General features: G+C 52.7%; 14 protein-coding genes. 9 read left to right on the forward strand and 5 right to left on the reverse strand.

All coding sequences use genetic code 11. From position 1 onward, the window contains the following. The first annotated feature begins 63 nt into the window (after window positions 1–63). Together ispG and ACQKLP_RS24975 are read left to right on the forward strand one after the other, a co-directional pair. Window positions 64–2,001: a (E)-4-hydroxy-3-methylbut-2-enyl-diphosphate synthase gene (ispG, locus tag ACQKLP_RS24970; RefSeq protein WP_427325802.1), complete on the forward strand. Its 1,938-nt coding sequence runs from the start codon at window positions 64–66 to the stop codon at window positions 1,999–2,001. Between the two features lie 303 nt (window positions 2,002–2,304). Next, complete coding sequence (locus ACQKLP_RS24975; protein WP_427325804.1) at window positions 2,305–2,844, forward strand: hypothetical protein; 540 nt, start codon at window positions 2,305–2,307, stop codon at window positions 2,842–2,844. Between the two features lie 69 nt (window positions 2,845–2,913). On the opposite strand, the gene metH is transcribed toward ACQKLP_RS24975, so the two are convergent. Together metH and ACQKLP_RS24985 are read right to left on the reverse strand one after the other, a co-directional pair. Further along, complete coding sequence (gene metH / locus ACQKLP_RS24980) at window positions 2,914–5,613, reverse strand: methionine synthase (RefSeq protein WP_427325806.1); 2,700 nt, start codon at window positions 5,611–5,613, stop codon at window positions 2,914–2,916. 18 nt (window positions 5,614–5,631) lie between these two features. Next, window positions 5,632–6,648: a homocysteine S-methyltransferase family protein gene (locus ACQKLP_RS24985; protein WP_427325807.1), complete on the reverse strand. Its 1,017-nt coding sequence runs from the start codon at window positions 6,646–6,648 to the stop codon at window positions 5,632–5,634. A 453-nt stretch (window positions 6,649–7,101) separates the two neighbouring features. Here ACQKLP_RS24985 and ACQKLP_RS24990 point away from each other — a divergent pair, with 453 nt between their 5' ends. After that, a complete protein-coding gene (locus ACQKLP_RS24990) occupies window positions 7,102–7,287 on the forward strand; it encodes a hypothetical protein (protein WP_427325808.1) in 186 nt (61 codons plus the stop codon). A 245-nt stretch (window positions 7,288–7,532) separates the two neighbouring features. Here ACQKLP_RS24990 and ACQKLP_RS24995 read toward each other — a convergent pair whose 3' ends face one another. Together ACQKLP_RS24995 and radA are read right to left on the reverse strand one after the other, a co-directional pair. Then, window positions 7,533–8,216 carry a ComF family protein gene (locus ACQKLP_RS24995; RefSeq protein ID WP_427325809.1) on the reverse strand — a complete coding sequence of 228 codons (684 nt, stop codon included), beginning with the start codon at window positions 8,214–8,216 and terminating at the stop codon, window positions 7,533–7,535. A 41-nt stretch (window positions 8,217–8,257) separates the two neighbouring features. Beyond that, on the reverse strand, window positions 8,258–9,625 hold the full coding sequence (gene radA / locus ACQKLP_RS25000; RefSeq protein ID WP_423737059.1) for a DNA repair protein RadA: 1,368 nt from the start codon (window positions 9,623–9,625) through the stop codon (window positions 8,258–8,260). Window positions 9,626–10,176: 551 nt separating this feature from the next. Here radA and ACQKLP_RS25005 point away from each other — a divergent pair. The 6 genes from ACQKLP_RS25005 (at window position 10,177) to pyrH (ending at window position 14,786) form a co-directional block, all read left to right on the forward strand. Next, window positions 10,177–10,851, forward strand: coding sequence for a zinc metallopeptidase (locus ACQKLP_RS25005; RefSeq protein WP_427325811.1), 675 nt, complete (start codon window positions 10,177–10,179; stop codon window positions 10,849–10,851). 246 nt (window positions 10,852–11,097) lie between these two features. Continuing rightward, window positions 11,098–11,541 carry a 50S ribosomal protein L13 gene (rplM, locus tag ACQKLP_RS25010; RefSeq protein ID WP_126244656.1) on the forward strand — a complete coding sequence of 148 codons (444 nt, stop codon included), beginning with the start codon at window positions 11,098–11,100 and terminating at the stop codon, window positions 11,539–11,541. Between the two features lie 13 nt (window positions 11,542–11,554). Further along, window positions 11,555–11,944 (forward strand): 30S ribosomal protein S9, encoded by a 390-nt coding sequence (gene rpsI, locus ACQKLP_RS25015; RefSeq protein WP_427325813.1) that lies wholly within the window; start codon window positions 11,555–11,557, stop codon window positions 11,942–11,944. 3 nt (window positions 11,945–11,947) lie between these two features. After that, complete coding sequence (gene rpsB / locus ACQKLP_RS25020; RefSeq protein WP_427325815.1) at window positions 11,948–12,985, forward strand: 30S ribosomal protein S2; 1,038 nt, start codon at window positions 11,948–11,950, stop codon at window positions 12,983–12,985. Window positions 12,986–13,113: 128 nt separating this feature from the next. Continuing rightward, entirely contained in the window at window positions 13,114–13,938 is an 825-nt protein-coding gene (gene tsf, locus ACQKLP_RS25025) for a translation elongation factor Ts (protein WP_427325817.1), read from the forward strand. A gap of 134 nt (window positions 13,939–14,072) precedes the next feature. After that, window positions 14,073–14,786, forward strand: a complete 714-nt coding sequence (gene pyrH / locus ACQKLP_RS25030) for a UMP kinase (protein ID WP_126244662.1) — start codon at window positions 14,073–14,075, stop codon at window positions 14,784–14,786. A gap of 4,215 nt (window positions 14,787–19,001) precedes the next feature. Here pyrH and ACQKLP_RS25035 read toward each other — a convergent pair. Next, a complete protein-coding gene (locus tag ACQKLP_RS25035) occupies window positions 19,002–19,676 on the reverse strand; it encodes a hypothetical protein (protein WP_427325819.1) in 675 nt (224 codons plus the stop codon). Window positions 19,677–20,099: the final 423 nt, after the last annotated feature.

Genomic DNA, 20,099 nt, shown 5'->3' on the forward strand with positions numbered 1-20,099 from the left:
CACATTAAAATGTTTATTATCAATCCGTTGAAATAAACTCAAAACGATCAACATACCGCATTCATGCAATTATATTGTCCATCTCTGACGAAATACGAAAGACTGGCCACTTTGGAAGTAAAAGTGGGCGACCTCACCATCGGCAATTACCACCCGATCCGGATCCAAACGATGACCACGACCGACACGATGGACACCATGGGCACCGTTGAACAATCGATCCGCTGCATCGAAGCAGGCGCGGAGCTGGTGCGGATCACCGCTCCCAGCATCAAGGAAGCGCATAACCTGCTCCCCATTAAAAACGAACTGCGGAAACGCGGGTACACCACGCCGCTGGTGGCCGACATCCACTTCACGCCCAACGCCGCCGAAGTAGCGGCGCGTATCGTGGAGAAGGTCCGCATCAACCCCGGCAACTACATCGATAAAAAGAAATTCGAGCTCCTCGAATATACGGACGCGGAATACCAGGAAGAAATCGACCGCATCCGCGACCGGTTTACGCCGCTGGTTAACATCTGCAAGGAACACGGCACCGCCATGCGCATCGGCACTAACCACGGTTCTCTCAGCGACCGGATCATGAGCCGTTACGGCGACACCGCGAACGGGATGGTGGAAAGCGCCATGGAATTTCTCCGCATCGCCGAAGACCTCCATTTCCGCAACATCGTGCTCAGCATGAAATCCAGCAACCCGCAGGTGATGGTGCAGGCCTATCGCCTCCTCGTGAGCACCATGCAGCAGGAGCTCGGGCATTGCTACCCGCTCCACCTCGGCGTTACGGAAGCCGGCGACGGGGAAGACGGCCGCATCAAATCGGCCGCGGGGATCGGCACTTTGCTGGAAGACGGCGTGGGAGATACGATCCGCGTGTCGCTCACGGAAGATCCTGAGTTCGAGCTGCCCGTTTGCCGCGACCTCGTGCGCCGGTACACCCAGCGCGCGGGCCATGCGCCCATTGCGCCTGTCGCCGATCCGGAGAAACTGCCGTATTCGCCTTTCCAGTTCGCCAAACGCGCATCCGTCGCCATCGGCAACATCGGCGGCAAGCAGGTGCCCGTGGTGGTGGCGGACCTCCGTCATATTCCCGCCATCACACCAGCCCACCTCGAAGGCATCGGGTATCATTACGATGAAGCAACCGACAAGTGGAACATCGGCGACGCGGCGGCGGATTACCTGTTCACCGGCCGTCAGATCCTCCCCTTCGCGCTGCCCGGCACCTTGCAGGTGATCGTGGACCAGGAAACCTGGCAGCAGGCGGAAGACAAATCCAAATACCATCCGTATTTCCACGATATCAACAGCATTTCCGCGACCAGCGACATCGTGAATTTCGTGCAGGTGGACGCAGACCAATTGGGCAACGGCGTGCTGGACGCGCTGGCGCAATTGAAAGGGAACGTGGTGCCGGTGGTGGCCAGCGGCAACGCGCACGCCATGGCATCGGTACGCCGGTTACTGGTGGGGATGATGGAGCAAAAACTCCCCCACCCCGTGATCCTCCAGTGCAACAGCGCCCATCAAAACGCCGATGAAGATCTCATACATTTCGCCACCGAAACCGGCGCGCTGCTGCTGGACGGCTTCGGCGACGGACTGTGGCTCAGGGCCGCCGAAAAATCTTCTTCTCCCGCCACGCTGAACAACGTTGCCTTCGGCATTCTCCAGGCCACCCGTTCGCGCATCTCCAAAACGGAATACATTTCCTGCCCCTCCTGCGGCCGGACGTTGTTCGACCTCCAGGAAACCACGGCCCGCATCCGCGCGGTGACCAACCATCTCAAGGGTGTGAAAATCGCCATTATGGGGTGTATCGTAAACGGTCCGGGAGAAATGGCCGACGCCGATTTCGGGTATGTGGGCAGCGGCGTGGGGAAAATTACCCTGTACCGCGGGAAGGAAGTCGTGAAACGCGGCCTCTCCAGCGATGTGGCCGTAACCGAGCTTATCAACCTCATCCGCGATAACGGGATGTGGGTAGACGTTAAATAATCCTGTCAAACAAGTTTGAACATAAAAAAGGCCGCCCTTACCGGCGGCCTTAAAACTGTAACTGGGGTTAACTGAACAGTGTGTACCTTAACTTTCTGAACTGCTTTTTTGGGGTTACATGCATCTAATTGCATAGCACAAAGGTAATACCCTCCGGAGGGTATTTTCAAGCGTAATTCTACGCATTTTCCTGCGTGGTTCTCCTGTTTTCAACTTCTTCTGTCATGAAAATGTTATAGAAGCCGGGGTTCCCGGTATCGTGTTTGCGGTATCCTCCCCATCTGCAACACCAAAACTATCATTATGAAAAGCTTATCCATGGCAGGTTTACTGCTGTTCCTCGCCGCCTGTGGCCCCGGCACTTCGCGCTCCGACGAGCATTCTTCGTCGAAAGACACGCTGAGCACGGATTCCACGAGTATCGTCATGCAGAAGGACGTAGTGATCCGCCCGCTCAGCGGTTACTTCGTCAACAATACCGTTAAATTTACCGACAGCGTGCAATGCTGGGTCATCAACAATGCGGAAGAAATGAAAAAGGTTTTCGGCGTCGCCAAAACGATGAACAACACCATAGACACGATCGATTTCAGCCAGAACCTCCTCGCCGCCGTTGTTTTGCGCCCCAGCGAGCTCACACAGTCGATCGAGCTGAGGCGCGTCCTGCGATCGGAAAACGAGCTCACGCTGGATTTCATCATCCAGGTGGATGCCCCGAAAACCACCTACACCAAAGCGATGGCCTGGCTCGGCGCCATTCCCAAATCGGAAGCGAAGGAAATACGTTTCATGGTCGGCGATCGCATGCTCCATTCATACAATGTCGCGGATTTGCCCAAATAGCGGATTTGACAGCATTAAAAAAGGCGCAGCTCCGGAGAACTGCGCCTGTAAATATTTGAACGGTTACGCCTAATCGAGATTGGGGCGCAGCCATTTTTCGGCCGTTTCCAGGTCCCAACCCTTGCGTTCCGCATAATCCTGCAACTGGTCCCTTTCGATTTTGCCCAGGCCGAAATATTTGGATTGCGGGTTGGCGAAATACCAGCCGCTCACGCTCGCTGCGGGGTACATCGCCAGCGATTCGGTCAGCGTAATGCCGGTAGATGCGGTGGCCCCCAGCAGATCGAACAGTTTATATTTTTCCGTGTGCTCGGGGCAGGCAGGGTAGCCCGGGGCGGGACGGATGCCGAGGTATTCTTCGGCGATCAGCTGGTCGTTGGACAGGTGCTCTTCCGTCGCGTAGCCCCAGAATTCTTTCCGCACCCTTTCGTGCAGCAATTCCGTGAACGCTTCGGCGAGGCGGTCTGCCAGCGCCTTCAGCATGATGCTGGAATAATCGTCATGCTCCTTTTTGAATTTATCCAGCCACTTTTCGATGCCTTCGCCTGCTGTCACGGCAAATCCGCCGATCCAGTCCTGCTTGCCGGTTGATGCCGGAGCGATGAAGTCGGACAGGTTGATGTTCGGCTGGCCCGGCGCTTTCTTGATCTGCTGCCGGAGGAACTCCAGCGGTACCTGCGCACCGTCCGGCGAAGTGACCGTCACGGTATCCAGTCCGTTGGAATTGGCGGGGAAAAGGCCGATCACGGCGCGGGCGGTGAGCCACTTTTCGTCGATGATCTTTTTCAGCATGGCCTGTGCGTCTTTATACAGATCGGAGGCTTGCTGGCCTACCACTTCATCTTTGAGGATGGCGGGGAATTTCCCGTGCAGTTCCCAGGCGATGAAGAACGGGTTCCAGTCGATGTACTGCGCGATTTCGCCCAGGTCGTAATGCTGGAATTCGTGGATCCCCGGCTGAGCGGGTTTCACGGGCGTGAAAGCGTTCCAGTCGATGGGAACTTTGTTGGCCCTTGCGTCTGCCAGTGTGAGGTACTGTTTGACGGGCTTTTTATTCCTGAATTGCTCGTTGAGCTTGTCGTATTCGTGTTTTACTTCCGACAGGAAATTCTTGTGCAGCGATTTATTGAGCAGGTTGCCGGTTACGGTTACGCTGCGCGATGCATCGAGCACATGTACCACGCCGTTATCGTATTCCGGCGCGATCTTCACGGCCGTGTGGGTACGGGAAGTGGTGGCGCCGCCGATGAGGAGCGGGATGTCGAAGTTCTGGCGTTTCAGTTCGCGGGCGATGTGGACCATTTCGTCGAGGCTCGGCGTGATGAGGCCGCTGAGCCCGATGATATCCACTTTTTCGTCGCGCGCGGTCTGGAGGATTTTTTCCGCCGGTACCATCACGCCGAGGTCGATGATGTCGTAACCATTACAGCCGAGCACCACGCCCACGATGTTTTTGCCGATATCATGCACGTCCCCCTTCACGGTAGCGAGGAGGATCTTACCTGCGGATTTGACCACGCCGCCGTTTTCGGCCACGTATTTCGCTTTTTCCTCTTCGATGAAGGGTGTGAGCACGGCCACGGATTTTTTCATCACGCGGGCGCTTTTCACGACCTGCGGGAGGAACATCTTCCCGGAACCGAACAGGTCGCCTACGATGTTCATGCCATCCATGAGCGGCCCTTCGATCACTTCCAGCGGACGGGGATATTTCTGGCGGGCTTCCTCTGTATCGGCTTCGATATAATCGGTGATACCGTTTACCAGCGCATGGCTCAGTCTTTCTTCTACGGTCCCTTTGCGCCAGGTTTCGTCTTTCTCGATCACTTTCCCTTTCGCCTTCACGGTGTCTGCGTAGGCGATGAGCCTTTCGGTAGCATCGTCTCTGCGGTTGAGGATGGCGTCTTCCACCAGTTCGCGCATTTCCGGGTTGATCTCGTCATAGATCTGGATCATCCCGGCGTTCACGATCCCCATGTCCAGGCCGGCCCGGATGGCGTGGTAGAGGAACACGGAGTGCATGGCTTCGCGCATCACGTCGTTGCCGCGGAACGAGAACGATACGTTGGATACGCCGCCGCTGATTTTGGCGAGCGGCATGCGCTGTTTGATCTGGCGGCAGGCTTCGATGAAGTCTACTGCGTAGTTATTATGCTCTTCGATGCCGGTGGCGATGGCGAAGATGTTGGGGTCGAATATGATGTCTTGCGGGTCGAAGCCTACGCGGTTTACCAGGATGTCGTACGCACGCTGGCAGATGGTTACGCGTTTTTCGAGCGTATCCGCCTGGCCGTTTTCATCGAAGGCCATTACGACAACGGATGCGCCGTAGCTTTGGCAGATGATGGCCTGCTCGATGAATTTCTCTTCTCCTTCCTTGAGGGAGATGGAGTTCACGATACATTTGCCCTGGAGGCATTTGAGGCCGGCTTCGATCACGGAGAACTTGCTGGAGTCGATCATCACCGGGATGCGGGAGATGTCTGGCTCGGAGGCAAGGAGATTGAGGAAGGTGGTCATGGCCTTTTCGCCGTCGAGCAGCGCATCGTCCATGTTCACATCGATGATCTGCGCGCCGCTTTCCACCTGTTGGCGGGCAACGGAGAGCGCTTCTTCGTATAAGCCTTCGCGTATGAGCCGTGCGAATTTCTTGGAGCCGGTAACGTTGGTCCTTTCGCCGACGTTGAGGAAGTTGGTTTCCGGTCTTACTACGAGCGGTTCGAGGCCGCTGAGGCGCAGGAACGGCCGGATCGTATGTGTTGTACTCATGGTGGTAGGTCCCCTGTCTTATGCGAGCGTAGCTTCCACGATGGGGAGCGGGCGCGGTGCAATATCTTTTACATGTTGGGCAATATGGCGGATGTGATCGGGCGTAGTGCCGCAGCAGCCACCAACGATATTAACGAAGCCGTCTTTGGCGAAGTCTTCCAGGATGCAGGCCGTTTCGTGCGGGGTTTCGTCGTATTCCCCGAAGGTGTTGGGGAGGCCGGCGTTGGGGTAGCAGGAAACGTAGCAGTTGGCGATCTGGGAGAGCTCTTCCACATACGGGCGCATCTGGCTGCCGCCGAGGGCGCAGTTGAGGCCGATGGAGAAGGGTTTTGCGTGCATGACGGAGATGTAGAACGCTTCGAGGGTCTGGCCGCTGAGGGTGCGCCCGGAAGCATCCGTAATGGTGCCGGAAATCATGACGGGCAACTGCGGGCGGCCGGATTCGCGGAAGTATTTCTTGATCGCGAAGATGGCGCCTTTGGCGTTGAGCGTGTCGAAGATGGTTTCGATGAGCAGGATGTCTGCACCCGCTTCCGTCAATGCTTTGATCTGCTCGTAATATGCGTCTACCACTTCGTCGAAGGTCACGGAACGGAAGCCCGGGTTGTTAACGTCGGGGGAAATGGAGAGCGTTTTGTTGAGGGGACCGATGGCGCCTGCCACGAAGCGGGGTTTTTCGGGATTGCGGGCGGTGAAGTCGTCTGCCGCTTTGCGGGCTACTTTCACGGAGGCCGTGTTCATTTCCGCCGCCAGGTGCTGCAGGTCGTAATCGGCCTGGGCGATGACGGTGGCGCTGAAGGTGTTGGTCTCGATAATGTCCGCGCCGGCTTCCAGGTACTCTCGATGGATGGCTTCGATGATATCGGGCCGGGTAATGGAGAGGAGCTCGTTATTCCCTTTCACGTCTGAATGGTGATCGGCGAAGCGTTCGCCCCTGTAGTCGGATTCCTGGAGTTTGTATCGCTGGATCATGGTGCCCATGGCACCGTCGATGATGAGGATGCGCTCTGCGGCGCATTGATGCAAAGATTTCATGGCTTGTACGTTTATTAGTTACATTTCAAGATGAAACCCGGGGCCGAACAATAAACAAATCCACCCGCGGGCATTTGCAAAGATAGAAAACTCCCACATAATAAATGAAAGACTGCCGAAGCGTTATCCCCTATCCCATGAAAACGTTTTTTTATCCATCATAATCAACTGTATAACAACAACATACACCCAACACTCCAATTCTTTCAAAAAAATAATTTTGGTTAGTCTATTTAGTCTACTATATTTGTAGGGTAATACAACGAAATCAGAAACGAAGACCAACCATTAAACTCATTGACGATGTTATTACCAGTAAGAAAAACGGAACCGGACTCGCGCCCCGCGGCGTACTCCTACCACTGCCGTTCGGCAGCTGGGTGCTGTTATATGTGAAGCTGATCGTAACCCACATCAGACCGAAACATATTCAGCAACCGCAAATTCAGACAAATGGACAATAATGACATCCGGCAGCTTAGCCGGCATCTCGCGAAGCTGGGCCTCGAACAGGTCGTAGCCGAGCGCACCGCTTCCGGCGGGGGATACAGGATCGTGTACGTGAACCCTAACGCTTCTGCCGCGCAGAAACAGGGTAAGCCCCGCCAGCACAAGCATAAGGTGAATAAATCCTCTTAAGCTGTAGTTGACATAATGCAACAATTGCGTATTCATAACGTGGAATAGTTACCAGAGACAGGTGTTTTCGAACACCTGTATTTTTTTGTGCCTTTGCGTTGCGGCAAAAATCTCTCCGCAGATGTATGACAGGCAATCACCAACTGCTCACGCTGATTTCTCCGGCTATCCGTTTCTTTCAAGGCAACACCATTCCATCCAGGCCACCCAGCCCGGACCACCGCAACTCACGCCATCCATCCGCATCAGCCCGCCCAGGCCAGGCAGCAAACGCTCAGCTTCGTTTCCGGAGCAGCCTCCAGCACCGCGCGCCCGCAAGCCTCGATCGTTGCCCCGGTCGTCAGCACATCATCCACCAGCAACAAATGCGCACCGGTTTGGGGCAATGCGCCACGCCAGGCGTATCCCGCGGAAACGTTCTCCCACCGGCCGATGCGCGAACGCTTCGTTTGCGATTCCGCCGCCACCTGGCGCACGAGCCCCTTCACCAGCCCCGGCATCCCTTCCACGCCGGCGATACCCTCCGCCAGCGCCTCGGCCTGGTTATAACCGCGCTTCCGCAGCTTCGCCGGGTGCAGCGGCACCGGCAAAACACCCGTCCATTCCCGGCTCACGCCCTGCTCCCGCAACTGCAATCCCAGCTGCCGGCCCAGGTGCACCGCCACATCGCGGCGCGCACCGTACTTGAACAAATGAATGAGCGATTGCAAACCGGAATGCCGGCTGAACACGTACCCCGCAGAAGCGAATTCCACCGGCACCCGCCCCCAAAGCGATCTTTCAACCGGATTACCGCGAACGGCATGAAAACCGGAAACCGGCATGCGCATGGAACAGCGCAGGCACAACAGCTGTTCGGACGGCGAAAGGTCGCGCCCGCAAAGCTCACAGGCATGCGGATAGAGCAGCTGCAAAAGTGCTCGCAACATAATTGGTGATTTTTGGGTTAACAAATACGCGAAGCGCCCGGTCAGAAGAGCAACCGGTACACTTCGTCCACCCGCCCGAGCGGCACCACTTCGATGTTCATCTTACTGAAATCGAGGCCTTTTTTATTATACCGGGAGATGAATATTTTTTCGAAACCGAGCTTCTCCGCTTCCGCGATCCGCTGCTCGATGCGGTTCACCGCACGGATCTCCCCGCTGAGGCCCACCTCTCCCGCGAAACAAACCTTGTGCGAAATACCCACGTCTTCGTAAGACGATAGCAACGCACAAAGTACCGCCAGGTCGATCGACGGGTCCTCGACCCGCAGGCCGCCCGCGATGTTGAGGAAAACGTCTTTCACGCCGAAATGGAAGCCGCCGCGTTTTTCCAGTACCGCCAGCAACAGCTGCAGGCGCCGTAGGTCGAAGCCGGTGGCCGTCCGCTGCGGGGTACCGTACACCGATTGCGTCACCAGGGCCTGCACTTCCACGAGCATCGGGCGCAAACCTTCTATGGTGGCTGCGATCGCTACGCCGCTAAGCATATCGTCGCGCTGGGAGATGAGGATTTCCGAAGGGTTGCTCACTTGCCGGAGCCCCGTGCCGGTCATCTCGTAAATGCCTAGTTCGGCCGTGGAGCCGAAGCGGTTTTTGATGGTGCGGAGGATGCGGTAAGCATAGTGCTGATCGCCTTCGAATTGAAGTACGGTGTCAACGATATGCTCGAGTATTTTGGGCCCGGCGATGGAGCCGTCTTTCGTGATATGCCCGATGAGGAATACCGGTGTGTTGGACTCTTTGGCGAAGCGTTGCATTTCAGCGGCCGTTTCGCGGATTTGCGACACGCTGCCGGGCGCGGATTCGATCAGCGGGGATTGCAGGGTTTGTATGGAATCGATGATGACGAGTTGCGGCTCGAGCTTCCTGATTTCCTGGAAGATCGTTTGCGTGGAGGTTTCCGTCAGCAGGTAAAATTCATCGTTTTGTATCTGCAGCCTGTCTGCCCGCATTTTGATCTGCTGTTCGCTTTCTTCTCCGCTGACATACAGTGTGCGCACGCCTTTGAGCAGCAATGCGTTTTGCAGGAACAGGGTGGATTTCCCGATGCCGGGCTCGCCGCCGACAAGTACCAGCGAACCGGCAACGATGCCGCCGCCGAGCACGCGGTTAAGCTCGTTGTCGGGCGTGTGCAGGCGTTTTTCTTCCATCGTTTCTACATCGGAAAGATGGATGGTTTTAGGTGCGCGCGCGTCGTCCGATTTCCAGCCTTGTTGTCTTAGCGGGATCTCTTTTTGTACCTTTTCTTCCACGAATGTGTTCCATTGATTGCACGCCGGACATTTTCCGGTCCATTTCGCTGATTCATATCCGCAGTTCTGACAAAAAAAAGCTGTTCTGATTTTGCTCATGGAACAAAATAAAGGGAAAAAAAATTGACGGAGGGAAATTCGGATTTGCGTAAAAATGAGAAAAGAGCCAACGGATGATTCCGCTGACTCTTTCTACTTACTAACCCATTAAATTCAGGACTAAATTACTAAATGGGATGAGAATAAAAAAGTTTATTTGATGGATGTTGATAACTTTTAAAGTGTTAATTGTTTTGGCAGTCGGTCGGCTGGAAGCCACTATCGACGCCTATTTCGCTTGCAGTTCATTTTCGGCGGGCGATCATAAATCCTTGATAGCGAGGGACGCTAAAGCGGATAATCACATATGATTTTTTGAATATATTATGAATATTAATTAATTTACATATAAGCATGCGAAATCGGTAAATCGCCCGATTTTTACGCCAAACTGTCAGTGTTAAATTTCGGAAAACCGGTAAATCCGGACAAATTCGTCCATCTTTCGGCCGGCTGTCAGCTTCGGGCCGGCTGGTAAGGGATTTGATAGGAAATAAGTACATTTACAAACAGCATTAAATTAAACCAGGACTCAGATGACACCATCAATCATGATAATTTCCCTTGTTTTTGTAGGGATCAGTGCTTTGGTCAGCTGGCGATTGCGGAGCAAGTTCAAGCAATACAGCGAAGTGCCGACCTCTTCGGGGCTGACCGGTAGGGAGATCGCGGAAAAGATGCTCCGCGACAATGGCATCACCGACGTAAAGGTATTATCCGCCGAGGGCTTCCTCAGCGACCACTATAACCCGGCCAACAAGACCGTCAACCTCAGCCCGGACGTATATAATTCGGCCAGTGTGGCTGCCGCTGCGGTGGCCGCCCACGAGTGCGGGCACGCGGTGCAGCACGCTACGGGCTATACCTGGCTGCAGTTCCGTTCCAAAATGGTGCCGGCCGTGCAGGTGAGCTCTTACCTGGTGCAGATCGTGCTGATCGCGGGCATCCTGATGGTCAATATCTGGCCGAACCTGCTCCTGCTGGGCATCGGCCTGTTTGCGGTGACCACCGTGTTTTCCGTGGTGACCCTGCCCGTGGAGTTCGACGCCTCCAAACGCGCCCTCGCGTGGCTGGACGGTGCCGGCATTACTTATAAGAAAGAGCACGACCAGGCGAAGGATGCGCTCTGGTGGGCGGCGATGACCTATGTGGTGGCAGCCGTATCTTCCGTGGTAATTCTATTACAATATTTAATGATATATCTGGGCGCCAGCCGCCGAGATTAAGCTGATCAACATAGCAGCAAATGCAGAAGGGCCGGGCAACCGGTCCTTTTTGCTGTACGGAAACCCTTGAAAATCAAGGAAAAAGTAGAATGATTTCAATAGCGATACAAATTTTTTATTGAAAATCAACAACTTGCAAAGCCCCTTCCGAAAAAACCCTCCCCATTTGCTGGTTTATATAAAATATCGACTTAGCTTTGCACTCCCATAACTGGGCGAGACTTTAATTTTTATTATCAATAAGCAATGAATACTTTAAGTTTCAAAACAAAATCTGCTAACGACGCTTACGTAAAGCGTGACTGGTACGTTATTGACGCTACCAACCAGACTGTAGGCAGAATGAGCGCCAAAATTGCGGCGATCCTCAGAGGCAAGAACAAGCCTTATTACACTCCTCATACTGATTGCGGCGACAACATCATCGTGATCAACGTTGAGAAGGTTAAATTCACCGGTAACAAACTGAACGACAAGGAATACCTGACCTACTCCGGTTACCCCGGCGGTCAGAAAGCAGAGGTTGCGAAAGACCTGCTGAAACGTCGTCCGGAAGTGGTGATCGAGCGTGCTGTTAAAGGTATGCTGCCGAAGAACCGTCTGGGCCGCGCCATGTACAAGAAACTCTTCGTTTACGCCGGTGCCGAGCATCCGCATACCGCTCAGCAACCGAAGTCTTTAACTTTCTAATATCGCCTGAATAATGGAAAAACAAAAAAATACTATCGGTCGTCGTAAGGAAGCAGTTGCCCGCGTATATGTGAGCAAAGGTACCGGCACCATCCTGGTGAACGACAAGGACTATAAAACATATTTCGCGCTGATTTACCTGCAGAACCAGGTAGAAGCGCCGATGAAGACCATTGACGCGCTTGACAAGTTCGATGTTAAGGTGAATGCACAGGGTGGTGGCATCAAAGGTCAGGCGGAAGCGGTGAAACTGGGTATTGCGCGCGCACTGTGCGAGATCAACCCTGAGTTCCGTCCTGCGCTGAAAGCTGCAGGCCTGCTGAAACGTGACCCGAGAGCAGTAGAACGTAAGAAACCCGGTAAAGCTAAAGCCAGAAGAAGCTTCCAGTTCTCTAAACGTTAATGATTGTATCATTCAATTCTTGACCATCAATTCGACAAAAACAACATGGAAAATAATACTTCATTACAGCAGCAGTTACTGGAAGCCGGTGTACACTTCGGTCACCTGAAGAAGAAGTGGAACCCCAAGATGCTGCCTTATATCTTCGCTGAGAAGAAAGGTATTCACATCATCGACCTGAACAAAACCGTTGAAGGTCTGCAGGAGACAGCCGCTGCGCTGAAATCCATCGCCAAAAGCGGTAAAAAGATCATGTTCGTTGCTACCAAAAAGCAGGCGAAAGAAATCGTAGCCGAAGCTGCCAAGCGCGTAAACATGCCTTATGTTACCGAGCGCTGGCTGGGTGGCATGCTCACCAACTTCGCCACGATCCGCAAGAGCGTGAAGAAGATGCAGAGCATCGAGAAAATGCTGGCAGACGGCACTTTCGACAACATTACCAAGAAAGAGCGCCTGACGCTCTCCCGCGATAAGGACAAAATGGAAAAAGTGCTGGGCGGTATCGCTCAACTGGCACGTGTTCCGGCTGCCCTGTTCATCGTAGACATCAGCCACGAGCATATCGCTATGGCAGAAGCAAAACGTCTCGGTATCTCTACTTTCGGTATGGTTGACACCAACTCCGACCCCACCAAGGTAGACTTCGCCATCCCTGCGAACGACGACGCTACCAAATCCATCGCCATCATCGTTAGCTACATCGCTGCAGCTATCGCAGAAGGCCTGGCTGAGCGCGCCGTTGAGAAAACCGACGAGGTTGAAGAAGAAGAAGCCGACAGCAAAATCCGCAAGTTCGAACTGGAAGGTGGTGACGAGCGTGGCGAAAGAGGCCGTAAACCTGGTGGTCCTGGTGGCCCGGGCGGTCGCGGTCCTGGTGGCCCCGGCGGTCGTGGTGGTAACAACCGTCCTGGTGGCGGTGGTGGCCGTTCCGGCGGTGGTAACCGTCCTGGTGGCGGTGGTGGCCGCTCTGGCGGTAATCGTCCTGGCGGTGGTGGCGGATTCCGTCCCTCCGGTGCAGGCAGACCCGGTGGCGCTCGCTAAGCATTGACCAAGTCAACATAACTATACGTAAATCGTGAATGACCAAAAATCGTTCACGATTTACGGTTATAAAGATTCCCTGCATTGGAAATTTCAATAAACGTTAACATATAAACGAATTATATACAATGGCAACAATTACAGCAGCTGATGTAAACAAACTGCGTCAGCAAACCGGAGCCGGTATGATGGATTGCAGAAAAGCACTCGTTGAAACCGATGGTGATTTCGAGAAAGCAATTGATTACCTCCGCAAGAAAGGTCAGAAAGTGGCCGCCCTGCGTTCCGACCGTGAAACCAAAGAAGGTGTTGTAATCGCAAAGACTGCTGCAGACGGTAAATCCGGTGTTGTGGTACTGCTGAGCTGCGAAACCGACTTTGTGGCCAAGAACGAAGATTTCGTAAAATTCGCGCAATCCATCGCCGACCTGGCGCTGGCCAACAATACCCAGACCGTAGAAGAGCTGAACGCAGCTCCCCTCGACGGCGCTACCGTTGCCGACAAGGTGAACGACCAGGTGGCTAAAATCGGTGAGAAAATCACCCTGAGCCGCTTCGAAAGAGTAGATGCCGCCAGCGTAACCGCTTACATCCACGGTAACTACCGTATGGGCGTACTGGTGGGTCTGAGCAAAGCCGTAAACGAGGAAGTAGGTAAAGACATCGCCATGCAGATCGCAGCTATGAATCCCGCAGCTGTAGACGCAGACGGTATCTCCCCCGAAGCCATCGCCCGCGAGAAAGAAATCGCGATCGAGCAGATCAAAGCCGAAGGCAAACCCGCCGAAATGGCCGAGAAAATCGCTGCCGGTAAAATCAACAAATTCCTGAAAGACAGCACTCTGCTGGGTCAGCCTTTCGTGAAGGACGGCAACAAAACCGTAGCCGACCATCTGAAATCAGTCGACGCTGAACTGAAGGTTACCGCCTTCAAACGCGTAGCTTTAGGTTAATCGCTTTTAGCAAAATATAGAGGAGAGAATGAAAATTTCTCTCCTTTTTTTTGCCCTTACGATTACAGGGGATAATTTTGAGGCAGATTTGTATATTTAACAAATTCTGCGAATTACTCATAATCATAGTTGACATGTTGCCAAAGTACAAACGAATTCTGCTCAAACTGAGTGGTGAATCTCTGATGGGAGATAGTAATTATGGAATTGACCCGAAGGTGATTGCCCAATATGCACACGATATCAAGTCGGTGACCGACCTGGGCGTCCAGGTGGCCATCGTGATCGGTGGCGGCAATATTTACCGGGGGATGAATGAAGCAGAAACCGGTATTGAGCGGGCACAGGGCGACTATATGGGTATGCTCGCCACCGTGATCAACGGCATGGCAATGCAAAGTGGCCTGGAGAAAGAGGGTATGTATACCCGCCTGCAATCCGCTATCAAGATGGAACAGATCGCCGAGCCCTATATCCGCCGCCGGGCTATCCGCCACCTGGAGAAAGGGCGTGTGGTTATCTTTGGCGCAGGTACCGGTAATCCGTACTTTACTACGGATACCGCGGCTTCCCTCCGCGCGATCGAGATCCAGGCCGACGTGATCCTCAAGGGTACCCGCGTAGATGGTATTTATACCGCAGACCCGGAGAAAGATCCGACCGCCACTAAATTTGAGACCATTACTTTTTCTGAAGTATATCAGAAGTCATTGAATGTCATGGACATGACGGCGTTTACCCTCTGCCAGGAGAACAAGTTGCCGATCATCGTGTTCGACATGAACAAACCCGGTAACCTGCTTCATGTGATCATGGGCCGGAACGTCGGGACCCTGGTGAAAGGGTGATAAAATATTGACTGGATGCCCCTTAAGGTGGCTCCGGGAAATTTGTGAGCCGGGAAGCGAGTGCTTTCCGGCTTTTGATTTTTTGGGGTCCTGGGGATTTTGTGGCGGGGCTGGTTGGAGGAATGGGGCTGGGGCTCTTTCTTAAGTTATGCTCGATGTGCTTGGATTAGGGGTTCTAAGGGATTTTGAGGTGGATCAGGTTGGAGGAATGGGGCTGGGGCTTTTTCTTAGGGGAGGTTCGGTATGCTTGGATTAGGGGTTCTAGGGGATTTTGAGGTGGATCAGGTTGGAGGAATGGGGCTGGGGCTTTTTCTTAAGTTATGCTTGATGTGCTTGGATTAGGGGTTCTAAGGGATTTTGAGGTGGTTCAGGTTGGAGGAATGGGGCTGGGGCTTTTTCTTAGGGGAGGTTCGGTATGCTTGGATTAGGGGTTCTGGGGATTGGGCTTGAGCCTTAGGACTTCTGATTTCACAAAAATCAGGCGCTCTGGAAACACAGGATGCTGTCGGCAGAACCAAAGGGACAGAGCGGCTATTCAATCCGTCCTGTGCTCCAATTTGGAAAATGAAGGCAGCAAGCATATGCAAGCCAGCCGTTATTCATTAAGTGAACAATATGCCCACGGGAGTTGACGATAACTTTGATTATTAGCAATCTTTCAGGAAAACCCTAACTGAGTTTCAGAGAATTCTATGCGGTAAGGTTTATTATCACTCAGCCGTTCAAGTGGCTTTTTCTGAAAAAATTACCCTTGGGGCAATGGCCCGTTACAAGACAATTGAGACAAGCACCGGTAATTAACTCCTGAAGGGCTTTCCCCTACCATAGTTTGCCTGGAGAGGAATCCCCGGGCTTCATTTCATGTGTCCATTAGTAACTGTGTAGATTGAAAGTTGAAATATTGTATGGTAAAGGAATAAAGGAAGTACCCCGGGAAGAATCCCAGGGAGGTTGATCATGCAATCGACATTGAATTCAAAAGCAAAATGGCCTGTCTAATTGTTAATGGATCGTTGTACTAATCTGTTTGAATATTTAATATGGGCTTGTGAAATGACCGTTGCACAGCTATGAAATTTCAGAAGGCCAGGAAAACGGCCGGGGAAGAATCCCCGGCCCGAACATCCATTCTGTTAAACTCTAACCCCAGTTTAAAAAGCAACTAAATTTCATTCACCCAATTTATCCTGTACTTACCGTATCGTACAGACGAAGCTGAACGATTGATTACCGAAAAATCCGACGACACGCAGCAGGGTTATATCCGCGCTGCGGTGTAAAAAATGCCTGAAGAAGAATCCCCAGGCCCGTTTGCTCAAGCGAGCGTATGTCGAATCGGTAAGGAGTATCTTTTTTGATTGTGCTCCAACTGTTCTGGAATAAAAGGCCCAGGGGAAGAATCCGCAGGCCGAGCGCTCTCGAACAAAAAATACATTTACAGCCGCCACTGGCGCCAACCTGGCGCAATTCGTTTTGCATCTGTTGCGGATAATTTCATGCGCTTTCAAGCTGCAGAACTCAATCAAGTTTGCGAACTTCAATGATGGCAAACGTGATACTTCGATTTGATCGAAGTAAGAAAAGGCACAGGGGGAGAATCCCCAGGCCGAGCGTTCTCGAACAAAAAATACGTTTACAGCCGACACTGGCGCCAACTTTGCGTAATTCGTTTTGTATCTGTTGCGGATAATTTCATGCGCTTCATGCTGCTGAACTCAATCAAGTTTGCGAACTGCAATGATGGCAATCGGGATACTCCGATTTGATCGGAGTAAGAAAGGCCCAGGGGAAGAATCCCCAGGCCGAGCGTTCTTGAACAAAAAAATCGTTCACAGCCGGCACTGGCGCTAACTTGGCGTAATTCATTTTGTATCTGTTGCGGATAATTTCATGCGCTTCATGCTGCTGAACTCAATCAAGTTTGCGAACTTCAATGATGGCAATCGGAATACTCCGATTTGATCAGAGTAAGAAAAGGCCCAGGGGAAGAATCCCCAGGCCGAGCGTTCTCGAACAAAAAGTACGTTTACAGCCGCCACTGGCGCCAACCTGACGCAATTCGTTTTGCATCCTTTTTCGGTTAACTTCTCCTCATCCCATTACAGCACTTATGATAAACATGCCTGCCATATGTGAAGGAAGACGAAAATACCCGGGGAAGAATCCCCAGGTAGGAAATCTCATCCAATGAAAATGAATCGATCAACATCTATTTCGTTTCATGTCAACTTCCGCGCTACGCAGCATTATCCTGCCCCTGATTTTACCACTGCGTAAGTAAGGGAAAATTCCACCCAGGGAAGATTCCCCGGGTTTCATTTCATCAAAGTCAAAGAATCAGTATTGCATTTTTACCCACCTATTCCTGCGCATCGCTGCATTGCCTGATTCCCGACAACTTCACCGTATGTGCCGGAGGAAGAATCCCCCAGCCCTTTTTTTCTTCCGTATCAATCAAGATTCATATCTGATCAAATCCGGATACACCAGCCTATCTTTTCAACATTGTCATCTTTAGCACCGGGAGGCAATTCCCGGGCAAACTCCTCCGGTCGAAAAACATTGCCCGGGGAGAAATCCCCAGGCGTTGTTAATCTGGCATTTGCGTTATTGAAGGAATTCAGAGAAGAAGGTGTCTGCTCTCGTGTTCATTTTGTCATTAAAATGCCGGGGAAGAATCCCCTGGCTTGCACCTACAGTTAACCATTAAGAATTTACAACCCCGTAAAATCTTACATACAGCTGAACTGCTTATGAAATGAGCCCGGAGAGGAATCCCCAGACCGGTAATAATGGAAAATGTATGAATTTGACCTATCCTGATATTTTATGCTGCAGGAATGCCTGATAAAATTGCAGCCCGGGATGAATCCCCGGCCGGTTATCACTTGTGTACAGATAAACTGCATTTTCAGACATAACCCCATAGTTAATCATCCTGGTTTGTTCCGCCTTTCAAAGAACTTTTTGTTGGAAATAGCGCCCGGGGAAGAATCCCCAGGCCGTTTTATTCCCATTGGTTGGTTCGTTAATACCCACATGTTAGAACCTTTCAAATCTTTGTCCGGTATGGCTTCACCGGTCAATACGCATGCAATCGCCCGATCATCTGTTTCAGGCCCTCGGGCCTCGTGGCTCCATTCGGCCCCGAACCCGTCATTCAGGCCGGTACAGCTAACTCCATTCATTCCAACGGCCGGCGGTTGCAACATTCTGGAAAAGTCCAAGGCCAGAGGAAGAATCCCCACCCCGTTTTAACCCTTTCAAAAGTGTGCATCCATCATGCGTATTCTTTAATTTCTTTATCATCACATCGATCGGCACCGGTACATGCTTTTTTGATCCCGGCCCTCCCGGAGCTCCGCTCGCCCGCCTAACCCTGCGGACAGAACGGAGCACTCCGAAAGAGGGATTCCGGCCCCATTTGGAGAATCAAACGGACTGTCTGTGAAACCAATCGCTACGAATACACCCATAGCGCATTATGCTACTCCATTGTAAATCGCATTTGTTGCCCGATTCCCGGCGCTTTTCCGCAGGAGCCCGCTTCCTGGCTCCTTAAAAAGTGCTGTTTCACTTTTCCGCAATGAGCCGGGCGCTCTTATTCACATGCGAATCCCAAACCCGTATGTGTTTACAAACGCGTGCGTTTGAGACCGCAACTATTTTACCTTTACAGCCCCTCTTCCGGAGGCTCGCCCTCAGCACCCAGCCAGATGCCGCGATGCGAACCTCCTTCCAAGGGATCCAATCCCAAAAACGGAACATAATCGAGCGGCAAAGCATTAAACCACTCCCGGAGTCTTCCCCGCACAGCACAACGAAATGCACAGGTGCGGAACCTTCCGGCAAAGGATGCCCTATCCCGAATTCGAGACATTTATCGATCGGCAAAGCATCTGACCGTGCCCGATGTTCTCCCCGCACCGCACAACGAAATGTGCCTGACGGAACCTTTCGGCAAGGGACGCCTTCCCCTCATTCAAAAAATTGCCGGCCTTATCCCGGAGCCTTCCCCGCAACGCGCAACGAGATGCACATTTGCGGAACCTCCAGGCAGTGAATCACCGTTTCTCCGAACACCGTTTTCGAAATACGGTCCAACGTGCACAGGTAGCCTTCCGGCATAGCGCTCCCGTTCCCGCTTATTTGCATAAACGAGCGAGCGTGGCCAACAAAAACTTTACCTGTTCCTGTCTGCAAAGGGACAGACAACTATTCGTCTTCCGGGCCGGACAACCTGCTACCTGGCGGCTTGGGCAACAACAATCCTCCCTTGCTACGGATGAACCGCTTTCTGACCCGGCCGGATTCCGGTTTAACGATCATGGATTCCGGGCGCTGGAACGCATTTGAAAAATCGGTCAGCTCCGGTACAGGAATATTCACCGGCGGAACCCGATCCCCATAAAACCAGGCACTGGAATAGGGATATTCGATCTGATCGCCGCACAACCCGGAATTAACCGGTGCCTGATGCATGTTTTCCAACATTTCTCCGGCAGTTGAAAAGCTGGTGATTTCCACCCTTATCTTCTGCTTCTCCCAGAACTGGAATACACGGTCTGCCAGGTGGCTCCGGTAAAGCTCCAGCGCTCCGGGGCCCTTTGCCCGCATATCGTACTTGATACGCCGGGCGACGTGCCGCAGCAGCGGCTGGCGGACATTGGCCTTCTCCCAGGGCGGCCGTTGCTGCCACATGGCATGAAACTCGTCTTCCAGCAACACATAACCATACAGCCAAATCCGTTGCTGGGCCACCATGAACGTCAGGCCCTCCATTACGAACTGCTTATACCGGTCATCGCGCAACAAAGGATGGCCTTTGTAACAGCAGGCTGTCATCAACTGGACGCAGCCGGGTTGTTTTATTGGGTAAAATTTGCTCATAAACAGATTTCAAAAACTTGGGTCCAAACTGGCCGGCAGGCTTAAAACACCCTGCGCAACCTATGTGCTCTTCAACTTATAAGAACCTCCTGCATGCCCGCTTGAAATGCCTCGCCACGCGGCACCACGGCACTGATCGGGCCACTTTGTCAACAGATGGCGATCACGGCTACATAACCACATAATTTTATGTTTTTCAATATGTTTGCGCTTCATCGGGTGCCAAAACTTCGGGCCTACACTCGCTGGCAAAAAATAGGCATCCGGCAAACGCGCAAATCGTTCGTGCGCTACAACGTACCGGTACCTCCTGCCTGTCCGGCTCGAAACCCCCTTTCACGCAGCACCACAGCACTGATCGGGCCACTTCGTCAACAGACGGCGATCCTGGCTATATGTTTTGACATAACCGAATAATTCTAT

Origin of the sequence: Chitinophaga sp. NPDC101104 (assembly GCF_050277495.1) — a bacterium.
GTDB lineage: Bacteria > Bacteroidota > Bacteroidia > Chitinophagales > Chitinophagaceae > Chitinophaga.